Genomic DNA, 13264 nt, shown 5'->3' with positions numbered 1-13264 from the left:
ATTAACCTAAATAGTAACGCCAAGATCCACATCAAATGCGTCACCAATTTGATCACCCAATGTTGTCTGAACGTTTTGTTTTTCAGTAATGTAGTGTGAAATATCGACCTCTGTCTCAACATAAGTATTCGCGGCGATGTATCTTGCCATTCTTACCTTTGCCCATGGCGTGCCCAGGCCAAGAGTGAAGACGACTAATAGTAAATTGGTAAACATTACCCATACTAGTTTTTTGGCACTTAAGGCTGATTTAAAGTGAATGTTGCTATCAAGCGAGCTTTGCGCATAAATGTAGTTTCTCATTCGCGCTTGTGCATATGCGCCAACAAACAAAAAAGCCAGTATGAGTAGCGCATAGGCGGGTAAAATCAAGAAGCTTAGAGCAGCCAAAGCAGCCATCATTCCCTGAGTGTCTCCAGCGCTATTTTGAAGGTCGGTAAGGGCTGCTGCACCAGCAAACATGACTGCTAAAACAAGAAATATACCGAGTACTGCGACTATTGCAGCAATAGCAAGAAGAAATGTTTTTAGGATTATCTTTGCAAATACTGACGTCTCTATAGACGTAAAAAATGTACCGTTACCAAATTTTCTAAAGTTGATCAGGTATTCTGTATTTTTCTTTTTCTTATATGCAAACCCATAAATTGCTAAAGCACAGCCAACAATAAAGAATACAAAACCCAAAATACTGGCAAACGTCATACTGGTATCAGCCAGTAATGCGACAGCAATGCCAGGCAGAAAAAATATTGAGTAAAAGGCGATAAGAGCCATTATTAGTAGTAGCATAAAGTTGAAATAAGAATCACCTAATGAGCCTATAAAACTAAAGCGGACATTCGCGTAGCTGCTCATTTTAAGATTAAATTGCAGACTCTTCCAAATTATCCATGGAAAACCAAAGAATAATAAAAGCAGCACCACTATTGAGCCGATGGGCGAAACCTGCTGAGCGACTATATAAATGACAAATAAAACTAGGGCCACCAAGTAACCGAGAAAAAGCTGCTTGCCCGTTGCGTGGTATTCAAAGTTATGTTCGCCCACTCGGGTGTTAGCATAAAAATAACGATGATTTCTTACTTTTGCCCATGGGTAATACAATGATAATGTGACGATAGTGAGTAATACATTCACTATCCATATTTTAAAATATTCAAATCCGCTTCCGTTAAATTTGACGTCTTGCATTACTACTTCCTTTTTTATGAATGTTTGAATTTTTTTAACGCGCTAATGTATGCATGCACAATCGATAAAAGCCATATCACAGCTAAGCCATAAGAGGCTACCCTCACGTTAAATGGCCGTTGTGTATAAACTCTTTCGATAAATGTAGAAACAATACCGTTGTCTACAGGTATTTTGCCCTGCACTATTTCATCCACTATTGCTTGTGTTTCATATATTACAAAACCTGATATATAAAGCACAGCGATTAGCGAAAATACGCTGTATATTATGGCGATTGGATACCTGCGAAGCAGCCAGTGCCCAGCACCTGGTAAGATAAAGGCAGAGAACAAAGCAGCTTTAATGGGGATTTTCACGTGAAACGCATCCTTTCGTCAGGTTATAAGTTAGCACCTTTCTGTTTATTTTGGTAGCCTCACAATGCAGGAAAAGCGGTCTGAAACGCTTATATTTTTCGATTGTGCCTTATAGCAATACCAGCCTCCAGTCAGTGTTATTTTCTTACTGGCTAAGCTCAGACAAAGTATTAACAAAACGCTGGTATCGATACGTATCTTCAACATGGGTCTTTTTAAAGCGCAGTAAGGCAGATTGAAGCACGGCATCAACATCGTTTGTTATATTCAAACGCGTCGCCGCGATTGCGTGTAAAGCTTCTGCCTCTGCCAATCTATTGTTATCTTCAGACACCTCTTGTTGGAGCACATTTACGCTGGTGCTGAGCACGTCAAAGGCACTTTGATTATCGTTGACTTTCAAATACGCGAGTCCTAAATAGATGTTGCAGTTTGCCGTTCGTGGATGATCGGCAGAAAACTTTTTCTCAGATATTGTTGACGCGATTAGTAAGTCACTTATTGCTTGGTCATAGTCGCCCACAGCAATACGAAGGTAGCCTACAATACCCATACTAGCTACTACTTCCATATGCCCTGTGGGTAACAAGTTTTGCCTAATGCTTAGTCCCTCTAAGGCATATGGCAGGGCTTCGTCGAACTTATTTAGGCGCAACATTGAACTGGCTAATTGGTTCAAGTTATGGGCTAAGCTAAGGGTTGGACTCTCCTGTTGTTGCCGCGCAAATTGCAGAGCTTCGAGTAAGGTATTTTCAGACGCTACTAAGTCGCCTGTGCTTCGCAAAGAATGTCCATACGACACTAATGCTTCTGCAATATAGTCATTTTTTTGAGGCGATTTTTTTAAGTAGTCTATAGCCAGCTTAGTGTTCGCTAAGGCTGCGCTTTCATCGCTGGAATTAGACAATGCCGTTCCCAAACCGTTATGTGCTACAAAGTAATAATAAGGAATATCTATTGATAGGTTTTGTGAATCGCCAATACCATTAAGTTGCTCTATTAGGTTTTTAAACCCTGTTACAGCGTTGGCATATTCGCCAAGGGTATTCGCCAAGCTTGCTTTTTGATACGTCAAATTAAGCTTAAGTGTGGTGTAGTTGCTACTCGTACTATTGTTGCTCGTAATCAAGGCTTCTGCCTGTGCGGAGAGGTCTGATGCAACGTCATATTCCGAGTATAGGACGAATTAACGCTATGTACTAGATATTGTCACAGCTGCCTTTTAGAATGGTTTAATGTTTACTAAGGAGAAATTGCGGTTATTTTCGCTGAAATGACAGCTTTAAATTTCTTATATTGATAGACCATTGGTACAGAAACCTTCGGCGTCGCATGCAAGTCCTCCTACCATGAGATAATGTAAGTCTTAGTAAGTGTCGAGTAGGTAGTCTATGCCCCATAATTGAAGTCGCGTTGAATGGTGAAATCGTAAAGCGGGGCTCGCAGAGGCGGCAATAGCTTCGTTTGAGCTGATACTAGGTACTGTTTATCAAGGTGAGTCAGTATTTTATTGATGACAAAAACGTCGGTGATGCAGACTATTATACTCACATTATGCCGTTGGCATTTCTCACATTCGGTAATATCAATATTGAAGACTCGCTTCAAACGCTGCGCAGTCCCTGCTAGCCAACTCATGCTCCTCGCGTGATAAGGTTTATCCATTTGGTTATTTTCTTGCTTTATAAGTTTAGGGCTGTTTTTTCCACGTTGGGATGCGGTTACTAGAGCGCGAAGGTCACTATTGGGAGCAAACACGCCAAAAAATCTTGTTAAGTTGAGTCTAGGCGGCGGAATGAGAGCGGCTAGTTTGCCAATGAAATCGAGAGGGTCAAAGAATACGTGTGTTCGCGCCGGTTACCGATTCCGTCACGATAGGGAGTCTTTAATTCATAGCGTACTTTTCCATGACCAGTAATGCTCAAACGCTGCTCACTTATGGCGGGACGGCTGATTTAACGGCATAGCCATTCTAGTTTGTCCGGCTCATCGGCATTGGCGAATACCCCTGCGTGTAGGGAAAATCCACTTATATTGGCTAACTGACCATATTCACCTTTGTTGCTCGCAGGGAGGGTTTGTAAGGTAAAGACCTTTTGCCCTTGTTGAGGCCCCATGGCGATGCGATAGCTGACGGATGCGCCTTGCAGTAGACTATCTTCATCATCGAATGGTAGATTAAGGTAGCTATTTTCCATATCGCGCTCTACCAAGCCAACTTTCTCTAAATATCGGGAAATACGTTGGCTAATGATATGCACTAGCTCGACCATGTCGTTGTGTTGAACCGGTCACCGAGATGGCGCTTTGATGCGCGTAAAAGTAGTTCCGCCCCATGGATTTTCAGAAATAGCGCCTTCTAAAAAAAGCATGTGAAAATGGATGTTTAGATTCAGGGCACTGCCAAAATGTTGAATGAGGGTAACAGCCCCCGTTTTCGCTTGTTTGTTAGTAAACCCTGCTTTGCCAGCACAATCGTTCATCGTTGAATGGTGTGCAGGCAAGTGTGGCAAAAAAGGCGTAATTAACGACTGGCTGAATGAACGGTTTGGAAGTACAGGAGAAGATCAAATTCTCCAATGTTCAGGATTGTTTGTGGACCAAACTTCTCACATAATTTTGAACTGCGTACGGCAGCTTTTGCAGTATTGTAGACTAATTTGAACGTGCAAAAATTGCCTGAAAGCTGACGTAAGCTTTTGTTGGCCTTGCCAAATCGTGTATTTCACAAATACGGGACCAATCTTTTTCTAAATATTTACGAATTATCATATGACGAAATTCCAAAAATGCCTAACGCAAAGCACACGGGCGACAAAAACGCGGCAGCGAGTTTGGCGTCCCAGCGGCCGCAGGCCGCGAGTGATGCGTATTGTTAGGCATTTTTACCACCTAAAAATGACCATTGCTGAAAAGTACCAACAGCAAATAGGCCGCCTATAAACAAGCAGATGGCTGAGCTTACCAGCCAAAAAGTTAAGCCGTTTTCTGGAAACATTGGCATTAAACCAACAAATGAAACCCCCCGAAGCAAAAATATGCCAGTGATGCCAACCAGCGCTAACCTAGTTAGCGGTAAGCGCTTAATCGCGCCAGAACCCGACAGACCATAGAATGCCCAAATACAAAGTATTACAACAATGACAGAAGTGACGATTGTGGGATACCAAAGCCCTTGCTCAGCCATCTGCGCCATTTGCTCACCTGCACCAAAGAAGCGATACCAGTCACCGCCAAACACAATGCAACCAACATGAGCAAGGGCAGCTAAAGCGCAACAAAGCGCTGCAGCGAGAAGATACTTATTACTAGCAGAATTCATCTTTCTTCCCTGAATGCCTAACGCCTCGTTAAGGGGCGAGAAATAGTTGGCTAAAATGTGTAGCGAAGCGAAACCGAGCCAACTGTTACGAGTCCCGCTTGAACGACTTGTTATGTGTTTGCTACCACCAAACAGTTATCACCACTTGGTGAAAGCTTGCCAGAGACGTTATAAACAGTGTCGGGCTTTATATCAATATTCAGGGTGCCTGGGGATAACTTCTTGCCCCATGAATAAGAAAACTCACACATTATTGATACGGTATGGTTACCAACTTCGATAGATGCTGTAGTACCTAATTTATAATTACCTTCCCATAAAATATCGCCTTTATCAATTTGGCGAATCATAACTTTTACAGCTGATGAATATTCTCCAATCAATAGACCTTTCCCTGATTCAGCATTTTGTGGAGTAGATTGACACCCAAACATTAAACTTAGAATGATTATTGTTAAAACTTTAGATTGCATAAAAAATCCTTTAAAACACATAACACCCCACATAACGGGAAATTTTATGGGCGCAGCTTTTGAACGAAGTGAAATGCGACCGTAAAATTTTCCCAGCGAGCGCAGCGAGTGAGTTGATGTGTTTGTTATATTTGGTTGGCTTAACTCGGTCTTGATAAAACAATCCATGTCTCCTAGCGTTAACCATTTTGGTAAAAATATACTCGTTTGAATCTGAAACAGCAACTGATGGTTAGCAGCGAAAACCAAACAAGAAATGCTCGCGAACCCGAAATTAACTCATTAAAAACAGATGGGTGTCACTCTTGAAAGAACGAGCCTATTGTCAGTCGTGCTTCTGCCGCTTAAAAAACAGGATGTACTGAGCAGTAAACCAATGATATTGAGTGCTTACAAGCTCCCAACCGAGGTTACCATTAACTTCACACTCCATTTTTAATCGCTCCTCTCCTCGCGAAGCCAACGAATAAAGCACTTTTTCAATTTTGTATTCATATTTATTCATTTACTTACTCGTCAATCTAAACATAACACCCTCTTCAAGCTTTGTTACTTGCCATCTGATCCTGAGTGCAAGGGTACTCTTCCTGTTATTACAATCGTTAGTAGACCAATGACTGCAAAAGCACTTATAAAATATGTACCATCAAACTCAAACCCATCGCCCAACAACAGGCCGACGACAGGCAATAAAAATAATGCGAGAAAAGGTAAAACTACTATTGCCGCCATTATTCGTATTGGCAATCCTACTTTGCTATTCATTACGTTCTACTCTCTATTAATTGACATATAACGCCCCAAGCAGGGGATTTTATGAGTGTTTTTCAGCGAGTAAAATTCCCGCTGACTTGGCTTGTTATATTGCGATTGTTCTATGAAGTAAAGGATAGCCATCAACTTGACTTAACGTCCTGATTTAGAACATCAAGCTCATTAAGTCTTTTTTCAAGTTTATCAATTTTGGACATTGATACAATCCCAAAAACAAAGCCTGTTACTCCCATAGACATACCTATGATTCCAAATACAAAACCTAAATTTTCCATGTCTTTAGCTCCTATTAAGATTGACCCAAGCTTCTACGTTAAACTTCAAAATATCTTTAGCAATATAACACCTCAATAACGAGTTAGCAGATTATGGCGTGACGATTGCGAATGCAAGCGGCGTGACATGAGCTGATAATCTCTGTTTATTGACTTGTTATGTGACATTTCCCTATTATTTTCCAAGAACTTTCTCGCTTAGATCATCTTTTGCTTTGTTATTAACGGTGATACTAAAGACTGACAAAGCAAGTGATATCAATAGAAAAAAACCTCCAGCAATCGCTAACCCAATAACGCCGTAGTCGCTGTAACTGTTATAACTGATGGCAATTTCACGAAGCGTCTCACCATCAAGCACCATCTTAGTCGAATCAATACCCTTCATTGTAAGAGACTCAACTTGAAGATCGTACATTGAAAAAAGGTACCTCGTTGTGTTTTCTGTGACTTGAGTGATGTACCAAGCTATGAGCCAAAAACATAGTCCAACGAACGCTATAAATGATTGGATAGGCTTTGAGCTAATATTTATCGATATAGTTTTCATAGGACTTCCTTTGTCACATAACACCCAGCATAGAGGGCAAGTTTATGGGTGCAGCTCTTGAGTGAAGCGAAATGCGCCCTTAAAGTTGTCCCAGCGACCGAAGGGAGTGAGCTAATGCGTTTGTTATATTTGGTTGATTCAACTAGGTTTTGATAAAACAATCCATGTCTCCTTGCGGTAACCATTTAGGTGAAACAATACTCGTTTGAGGTCGAAACAACAATTAATGTGTGACAGCGGGAATCAAACATTATGCGCTCGCAAAACCGAGAATGGCGCATTAAAATCATATGAAAGTGACTCTTGAAAGAACGAGCACATACAATGCGACTACTGAACTCTACTACCATTGATTATTTCAGCTACTACACCGTCGTGAAACTCTACAATTTTTAAAAATTGTCCTTTTGGTGGAATATACAAATAACGTTCGACGTTAACATATTTACCTCCCTTTTTTACTGAGCCCACATACTCTTCATCATCAGGTTGCCCACAACTTGCCTTAACTTCGAAAGTTGTATCACCTTTAAGAACAAGACTACCATTCTTGCACCTGAGGGCATGGGCAGGACTTGTGTAAAATGCAATTATTAACGCCGTTAGAATAATGTTACTTTTAAGCTTCATATTAATCTTCCCAATAAATATATAACACCCCGCATAAAGGGCAAGTTTATGGGTGCAGCTTTTGAACGAAGTGAAATGCGCCCGTGAACTTGTCCCAGCGACCGAAGGGAGTGAACTGATGCGTTTATTATGTTGCTTAATGTCAGTGCGGTTTTGATACAACAATCCATGTCTCCTTGCGTTACCCTTTTAGGTAAAAATATACTCGTTTGAAGCCCAAACAACAACTGGTGTTAATCAGCGAGAACCAAACAGCAAATGCTCGCGAACCCGAAATTAACTCATTAAAAACAGATGAGAGTGACTCTTGAAAGAACGAGCTTTAGCCATAGTCGTTTGTTATATTTCCCTAACCCTACCATACTTAAATAAACAACTTGCTGAAACCAGCACACCTAAAAATAACATCGTCATTGTGGTAGTAGAAGTTCTCTCCCAAACTGCAAAATACTCAGTTAACCAAGCCGGAAAGAAAAATGAAAAAGGCAAATAAATGACGATAAAGGCGAACCAGAGCATGTATTCAAAAAATAACTTACCTCTTGCCTTAAGCCTAAGTTTCAAATGTAATCGAACTATCAAAATACAACTGACTACATAAAGCATCATTCCAATTACTATTACAATAAAAAGCACTTAACTTTCCCGTGAAATATAACGCTTCAATAAGCGGAAAATTATAGTTGACTAAAATGTTTGAGGTACGAAAAATAGCCAACTGTAATTTTTCCGTTTGATTGCCTTGTTATATGTAAACTTCTCTAGGGCGCACCTGCTTCAATTGATGCATTCTCATTGGCCGCTATTTTTCTGTAAAAACTGATAACTAAACCAATAATAAAAAAGTAGAAAACATACTTTAACCAGTAAGGAAAAGCATCAGGATTCATTAATAGTGATGCAAAAACTATAATTTCAAGACCATGCCAAATAAATGATCGCTTGATTGATTGAGATGATTCCAAAGTGACTCTCCTTGACTTTACATATAACGCCCATTTAAGAGGCAAAATATAGTTGGCTAAAATAGGTGAACGTAGTGAACAAGAAGCCAACTGTATTTTGTCCTGCTTGAAATTCTTGTTATGTGTTGATACTTTGAAAATGGGTATTTAAACGCCAGAAAAATAACGCTTGTACAGTTACAGTCAATACGACAATAAACCATTCTTGAGCCAATCCAGGCGATAAACCAGTCGCTTCAGAAACTCCAATAACAACCCCTCCCACAAAGGAAAGAGCGATAAACTTTATTGTTAGAGGAAATCCCAATGCAGTCATTTTTGATATATAGCTAGCAACAGTATTGCTACTAGCTTTATGTGTATTAAAAGTGACACTGACACCAAAAATAAGAATTCCAATCATCAATATAGCCTCTACAAGCACCGAGGTAATATTTTCCCTAGGACTTAACGCTATTATGTACATTGATAGAGTGAGTAATATCAATCCAGCGAGATAATAATTTTTCCAATCATTATCAGTTAATTTGCTATTTTTTATATCTTCCGACAATGATTTTGTATTCCAAAAATACATAACGACTCCTTAATTTGATTAAACACATAACGCCTTATTAAGCGGCGCGAAATTGTTGGCTAAAATTGCGAGGAACGAAGCTAGCCAACTGTTTAGCGTCCGTTTGAATAACTTGTTATAACTACTTTAGTTTTTCTCAAAGTCTGCAATTTTTTTGAGAACCCCTTCTTTACTGAATACTAGACCTGACACTGCTGTGCTCGATATATTGTACATAAATACACTACGGCCATCAGCGTTTTTATCTATATAAGATGGCTCACCTAGTAATTTTTTAACTTGTGATTTTGTTGTCTCTCCAAATTTTAATTGAGAAAATAATTGTTTATTGACGAATGAACTAGTGTCAGATGTTGTTGATGCACAACCTGATATAAAAATCACAAAAGTAAAAAATAATAGTTTAATGCAACTCTTCATGCGAACTCCTTGTAGTTATAACGCCACGTTAAGCGGCAAAAAATTGTTGGCTAAAATTGTGAACGGAGTGAAACAGCCAACTTTTTTTTGTCCGTTTAAACGCCTTGTTAGGTGTTCGGGTAGTACACTAGTGAAGAGCCTTCTTCTATGGCCTCCTCGTAATAAGGTACGAACCTTTTAAACCCATCAGTATTCAAAACCTCGACTCTGATTGGGTTGCCTCTTAAATCAACTAAGTCAGAAAACCCAAACTTTGTTATTTCACTGGTCGCAAAATCAAAGTTTAATTCGTCATTTTCCTGCTTCAAGAACAACATACATTTATGAATACCATCAATTTCAGGGAAGATGAAATCATATTCAGACTTCCCTTTAAATTTACCCTCGAAACCATAAATAACAACCGTAGTCATTGAACACCTAACAGTGTATTACCCGCACTTCTCGATAAACCCTGAACGTATATTCAGTTTTCATGATTAACTCCGAGCAATTTGTTTCAATATCTCAATAACTTAGCATCACTTTCATGGAAATTCAATTTAAGAGGTGTTGAAACAAAGCGAGAAGTTTACATACCGAGAATCAATTTGGCACGGTATGTAAATATCCATTAAGAATTATCATCACTATTTCAACAACTTAACCTTTTGATGGAAAACAAACCGAGAAGAGTGAAAAAAGAATACCGAGCCATTTATTGGCAAAATAGTAAACATCGTACTATAACTGTTTTTATATACAGTTAATTGAAGTGTGATAATCGTGCCAAAATCTCCTTTTATTGAAAGCATAAGAGCTGAACTCCGCGTTCGACGCTATAGTTTGCAAACTGAGAAATCGTATTTGTTTTGGATACGCAACTTTATCTACGTTAATGACAAACGACACCCTAATGACATGGGTAATGCAGAGATAGAGCAGTTCCTTTCCTATCTCGCAAATCAGAGGAAGGTTAGTAGTTCGACTCAAAATCAGGCTTTGTGTGCATTAATTTTTGTTTACAAACACATCCTAAAGCGAGAAATAGTAGGCTTAGCTTATTCATTTACCAAGCAACCAAGACGCATGCCTTGTGTATTAAGTGAACAGGAAGTACGGCAAGTGTTATTGCATTTGAAAGGCAAGTATTGGCTTATTACTGCTTTGCTGTATGGCTGCGGCTTGCGAATAAATGAAGCACTAAAGTTACGTGTAAAAGATATTAATTTCGACAACCATACTGTATTTATATTCCGAGGTAAGGGTGGCAAAGATAGATATTCGTTGCTGCCAAAGATGTGTCGTGGCAATACGTTTTTCCTTCTTCTGTTCGGTGTGTACACCCCTATGACGAGTATGTCTGTCGTCACCATATTCATGAAACCGCTTATCGAAAGCAGTTAAGACAAGCTGTAATAAAAACAGATATCGCTAAAAGAATAACAGCCCATACATTTAGACATTCATTCGCTACTCAGGTTTTACGAAGTGGCGCTGACATTCGGACGGTTCAAGACTTACTAGGTCATGCCGATGTTAAAACAACAGAAATTTACACACATGTGATTGGGACTAAATTTGGCAATACACAAAGCCCTATGGATAATATTTAGGTTCAGCTACACAGCTTTAAAAATTACCTGAAGAACTGACTTTAGCCCCTAAATGCTGAACTAGTCTCAGATCTGGCAATGTCTGTTATTGGGAAATGTGAGTTCCCTGATATTTATATATGTTTATCAAAAGCACATACTTTTAAGTCAATATGAGACATTATAAATGTCGGATCACCTGCCATTAAGATACTAACCGATAATTTCGACAAACCTTAAAAAGTGATCAATATATACCGATTGAATTACGACCGCTTTTCGCTCATTTGAGACTGTCAGATTGAAATAATAAACGCTAACTGCTAATGACAACCCTTCATTTCTATTATCAAACGAACACCACTCTGTAAGCTAAGTTATTTTTCTTCCACTAATTGACAACATATATTCAATGAAATGATCAGGAGCAGAAGGCTTTGAGCGGATCCGCTCCCAGTTTGAGCCACTAGTTTCTTTCTAAAGCTAAGTAGTACGACCAAGTTTATATACTATCAATCATCTGCTGATCATTCTTATCCCGCAGTGAATCAAGAGTATCTGACCATTTTTGCATCATCACTTTGCGTTGCGGTAAATACTTGGCTCTGTTGTAAACTCTTGATGTTGCGTTACCGATCAGATGGGCCAGTTGTGTCTCGATATAGTTCTCTTCCACTCCAGCCTCACTCAATAAAGTCGAAGCCGTGCTTCTGAATCCATGTGCAACCATTACAGTAGAATCATAACCCAATGCCTTAAGCCGATTGCCCAAAACATTTTTGCTTATGGGTTGATTCGAACTCCTCTCCGATGGAAATACGAATTTTGAATAGTTTGTATGCTGAAAAACATATTCTAACTGTTTTATCACTTGCTTTGACATAGGCACTATATGATCTCTTTTACTCTTCATTACTTCAGCGGGCATATAAATTAGTCGCTTGTCAAAATCGATATACTCCCACTTTATGTTTCTTACTTCGCTAGGTCGCAAAAAAACCCGAGGGATCAATTTAAGTGCCTCCATTGTACAAAATGTTCCTAGAATACTGTTATCAATATCACAAATTAATTGACCTAGCTTCCTAGAGTCAATGATTGCAGGGAGATTCTGCACTGGGGGCAAAATGCCAACGACTGTTTTAAAGTCAATTTTTAAAGTCGGATTATTGTTGGTGAAGTCTTTCGAGGTAGCAAACAAGAATATTCGTCGAAGCACTGAAAATACATCATAAGCTTTCTTCTTATGACCGGCATCAACAATACTATCTATGATATCTAAAATATTTATCTTTGTAATATAGTCGATCTGTAAGCCACAAATATGTTTTAAATCAACTTTTAGCCAACGCAATAACTTATCTTGATATGTGCCGCTCCAACCTACTTGATTGAGTTCAAACCATTTTTTAGCAATCGTACCAAAGTTTAGATCCTTGTTAGACGATTGATGCTTTGTTGTTTTCTTTTGAACATTGGATCGATGCCGTTTGCTAACAGTGAGCGGGCTGCTTCTGCTTTTTCTCTGGCGACACCAAGAGTCACGCTCGGATATTTCCCTAATGCCATTTCTTTATGCTTTCCACCATATTTATAACGAAATCGCCATAGTTGCCCTCCGGTGTTTTTAATTAGTAGATACAGCCCATTACTATCGTATTCTTTTTTCTGCTTTTGGCCCTGTGGACAAGTAAGACCTTTTATTTGTGCTGCTTTAAGTGCCATAATATTTTTTCCAGTGAATTAAGACCTACGTATCTTAAGTGAAAAGCAAATCTAAGCTCAAATCAGCTATAGATAGAAAATTCACAGTTTTTACAATTCTTTTGATAAACGTCTCGCAATAACTATCTGTTACCGACATTTGTCGTTGAACAGAAAGCCACCGCTATAGAGAGGGGTATATTTACCACTTACAGATCATTGCTAACTAATTGTAATTACTGATCAAATTCGGCATTAACTATGATTAATTATTTAATTAGTGGGGTATATTATGGAGAAAAATAAGATTTTTTGATAAGGCCTTTGCAGGTATACCCCACTTTGTACCCCTTCAATAATGAATTCTTATGAATTTCAATGAAATCTTATGACACCATTACAAACACAAAAAAGCCCGCAAAACGTAGCTTTGCGGGCCTTATAAGA

Annotated in this window: 21 protein-coding genes; 3 read left to right on the top strand and 18 right to left on the bottom strand. The window is 39.1% G+C overall.

From position 1 onward, the window contains the following. Positions 1-6: 6 nt before the first annotated feature. The 12 genes from CXF81_RS01115 to CXF81_RS19725 all read right to left on the bottom strand — a co-directional run bounded on the left by CXF81_RS01115 (position 7) and on the right by CXF81_RS19725 (position 7577). A complete protein-coding gene (locus CXF81_RS01115; RefSeq protein WP_101179359.1) occupies positions 7-1194 on the bottom strand; it encodes a YjgN family protein in 1188 nt (395 codons plus the stop codon). Between the two features lie 14 nt (positions 1195-1208). Next, on the bottom strand, positions 1209-1553 hold the full coding sequence (locus CXF81_RS01110; protein ID WP_101179357.1) for a DUF6677 family protein: 345 nt from the start codon (positions 1551-1553) through the stop codon (positions 1209-1211). 145 nt (positions 1554-1698) lie between these two features. Continuing rightward, on the bottom strand, positions 1699-2682 hold the full coding sequence (locus CXF81_RS01105; protein WP_101179355.1) for a tetratricopeptide repeat protein: 984 nt from the start codon (positions 2680-2682) through the stop codon (positions 1699-1701). A 260-nt stretch (positions 2683-2942) separates the two neighbouring features. Next, positions 2943-3311: a hypothetical protein gene (locus CXF81_RS20170; RefSeq protein ID WP_232771757.1), complete on the bottom strand. Its 369-nt coding sequence runs from the start codon at positions 3309-3311 to the stop codon at positions 2943-2945. Between the two features lie 197 nt (positions 3312-3508). Continuing rightward, positions 3509-3814, bottom strand: a complete 306-nt coding sequence (locus CXF81_RS20160) for a hypothetical protein (protein ID WP_232771726.1) — start codon at positions 3812-3814, stop codon at positions 3509-3511. A gap of 30 nt (positions 3815-3844) precedes the next feature. After that, on the bottom strand, positions 3845-4036 hold the full coding sequence (locus CXF81_RS20155; RefSeq protein ID WP_232771725.1) for a transposase: 192 nt from the start codon (positions 4034-4036) through the stop codon (positions 3845-3847). Between the two features lie 392 nt (positions 4037-4428). Beyond that, positions 4429-4875, bottom strand: a complete 447-nt coding sequence (locus tag CXF81_RS01090) for a hypothetical protein (RefSeq protein ID WP_101179353.1) — start codon at positions 4873-4875, stop codon at positions 4429-4431. A gap of 110 nt (positions 4876-4985) precedes the next feature. Beyond that, a complete protein-coding gene (locus CXF81_RS01085; protein ID WP_157825464.1) occupies positions 4986-5348 on the bottom strand; it encodes a hypothetical protein in 363 nt (120 codons plus the stop codon). A gap of 549 nt (positions 5349-5897) precedes the next feature. After that, complete coding sequence (locus CXF81_RS01075) at positions 5898-6113, bottom strand: hypothetical protein (protein ID WP_157825463.1); 216 nt, start codon at positions 6111-6113, stop codon at positions 5898-5900. 131 nt (positions 6114-6244) lie between these two features. Beyond that, on the bottom strand, positions 6245-6397 hold the full coding sequence (locus CXF81_RS19995) for a hypothetical protein (protein ID WP_198556283.1): 153 nt from the start codon (positions 6395-6397) through the stop codon (positions 6245-6247). Positions 6398-6572: 175 nt separating this feature from the next. Continuing rightward, entirely contained in the window at positions 6573-6947 is a 375-nt protein-coding gene (locus CXF81_RS20150; protein ID WP_101179345.1) for a hypothetical protein, read from the bottom strand. 330 nt (positions 6948-7277) lie between these two features. Continuing rightward, positions 7278-7577 (bottom strand): DUF2845 domain-containing protein, encoded by a 300-nt coding sequence (locus tag CXF81_RS19725; protein WP_157825461.1) that lies wholly within the window; start codon positions 7575-7577, stop codon positions 7278-7280. Between the two features lie 307 nt (positions 7578-7884). Between CXF81_RS19725 and CXF81_RS19720 the strand changes: the two genes are divergently transcribed. After that, complete coding sequence (locus CXF81_RS19720; RefSeq protein ID WP_157825460.1) at positions 7885-8070, top strand: hypothetical protein; 186 nt, start codon at positions 7885-7887, stop codon at positions 8068-8070. A gap of 268 nt (positions 8071-8338) precedes the next feature. Here the strand turns inward: CXF81_RS19720 and CXF81_RS01055 are convergent, their stop codons facing one another. From CXF81_RS01055 to CXF81_RS01040, 4 genes are all read right to left on the bottom strand, one after another. Beyond that, positions 8339-8542: a hypothetical protein gene (locus CXF81_RS01055; RefSeq protein ID WP_101179339.1), complete on the bottom strand. Its 204-nt coding sequence runs from the start codon at positions 8540-8542 to the stop codon at positions 8339-8341. 118 nt (positions 8543-8660) lie between these two features. After that, complete coding sequence (locus CXF81_RS01050) at positions 8661-9119, bottom strand: hypothetical protein (protein ID WP_101179337.1); 459 nt, start codon at positions 9117-9119, stop codon at positions 8661-8663. 126 nt (positions 9120-9245) lie between these two features. After that, positions 9246-9539 (bottom strand): outer membrane protein assembly factor BamE, encoded by a 294-nt coding sequence (bamE, locus tag CXF81_RS01045; protein WP_101179335.1) that lies wholly within the window; start codon positions 9537-9539, stop codon positions 9246-9248. Positions 9540-9646: 107 nt separating this feature from the next. Next, a complete protein-coding gene (locus CXF81_RS01040) occupies positions 9647-9952 on the bottom strand; it encodes a hypothetical protein (RefSeq protein ID WP_101179333.1) in 306 nt (101 codons plus the stop codon). 352 nt (positions 9953-10304) lie between these two features. On the opposite strand from CXF81_RS01040, the gene CXF81_RS20145 reads away from it, so the two are divergent. Both CXF81_RS20145 and CXF81_RS20565 read left to right on the top strand, forming a co-directional pair. Beyond that, positions 10305-10925, top strand: a complete 621-nt coding sequence (locus CXF81_RS20145) for a phage integrase N-terminal SAM-like domain-containing protein (protein ID WP_369828606.1) — start codon at positions 10305-10307, stop codon at positions 10923-10925. Beyond that, positions 10820-11134 carry a tyrosine-type recombinase/integrase gene (locus tag CXF81_RS20565; RefSeq protein ID WP_369828605.1) on the top strand — a complete coding sequence of 105 codons (315 nt, stop codon included), beginning with the start codon at positions 10820-10822 and terminating at the stop codon, positions 11132-11134. Before CXF81_RS20145 ends, CXF81_RS20565 begins: the two co-directional genes overlap by 106 nt. 481 nt (positions 11135-11615) lie before the next feature. Here the strand turns inward: CXF81_RS20565 and CXF81_RS01030 are convergent, their stop codons facing one another. Both CXF81_RS01030 and CXF81_RS19985 read right to left on the bottom strand, forming a co-directional pair. Continuing rightward, positions 11616-12467, bottom strand: coding sequence for a site-specific integrase (locus tag CXF81_RS01030; protein WP_198556282.1), 852 nt, complete (start codon positions 12465-12467; stop codon positions 11616-11618). Positions 12468-12541: 74 nt separating this feature from the next. Next, positions 12542-12838, bottom strand: a complete 297-nt coding sequence (locus CXF81_RS19985; protein ID WP_198556281.1) for an Arm DNA-binding domain-containing protein — start codon at positions 12836-12838, stop codon at positions 12542-12544. Between the last annotated feature and the right edge of the window lie 426 nt (positions 12839-13264).

The sequence above is a fragment of the Glaciecola sp. 33A genome (assembly GCF_002836745.1).
Taxonomy (GTDB): Bacteria; Pseudomonadota; Gammaproteobacteria; order Enterobacterales; family Alteromonadaceae; genus Glaciecola.
This window is presented reverse-complemented; position numbering and strand designations above follow the sequence as displayed.

Excerpts from the sequence above, each read along its gene's own strand:
- CXF81_RS19725 (WP_157825461.1), bottom strand. The coding sequence starts at position 7,577 with ATGAAGCTTAAAAGTAACATTATTCTAACGGCGTTAATAATTGCATTT.
- CXF81_RS19985 (WP_198556281.1), bottom strand. The coding sequence starts at position 12,838 with ATGGCACTTAAAGCAGCACAAATAAAAGGTCTTACTTGTCCACAGGGC.
- CXF81_RS20155 (WP_232771725.1), bottom strand. The coding sequence starts at position 4,036 with ATGAACGATTGTGCTGGCAAAGCAGGGTTTACTAACAAACAAGCGAAA.
- CXF81_RS20150 (WP_101179345.1), bottom strand. The coding sequence starts at position 6,947 with ATGAAAACTATATCGATAAATATTAGCTCAAAGCCTATCCAATCATTT.
- CXF81_RS01085 (WP_157825464.1), bottom strand. The coding sequence starts at position 5,348 with ATGCAATCTAAAGTTTTAACAATAATCATTCTAAGTTTAATGTTTGGG.
- CXF81_RS01040 (WP_101179333.1), bottom strand. The coding sequence starts at position 9,952 with ATGACTACGGTTGTTATTTATGGTTTCGAGGGTAAATTTAAAGGGAAG.
- CXF81_RS01050 (WP_101179337.1), bottom strand. The coding sequence starts at position 9,119 with ATGTATTTTTGGAATACAAAATCATTGTCGGAAGATATAAAAAATAGC.
- CXF81_RS01075 (WP_157825463.1), bottom strand. The coding sequence starts at position 6,113 with ATGAATAGCAAAGTAGGATTGCCAATACGAATAATGGCGGCAATAGTA.
- CXF81_RS01115 (WP_101179359.1), bottom strand. The coding sequence starts at position 1,194 with ATGCAAGACGTCAAATTTAACGGAAGCGGATTTGAATATTTTAAAATA.
- CXF81_RS19995 (WP_198556283.1), bottom strand. The coding sequence starts at position 6,397 with ATGGAAAATTTAGGTTTTGTATTTGGAATCATAGGTATGTCTATGGGA.
- bamE (WP_101179335.1), bottom strand. The coding sequence starts at position 9,539 with ATGAAGAGTTGCATTAAACTATTATTTTTTACTTTTGTGATTTTTATA.
- CXF81_RS01090 (WP_101179353.1), bottom strand. The coding sequence starts at position 4,875 with ATGAATTCTGCTAGTAATAAGTATCTTCTCGCTGCAGCGCTTTGTTGC.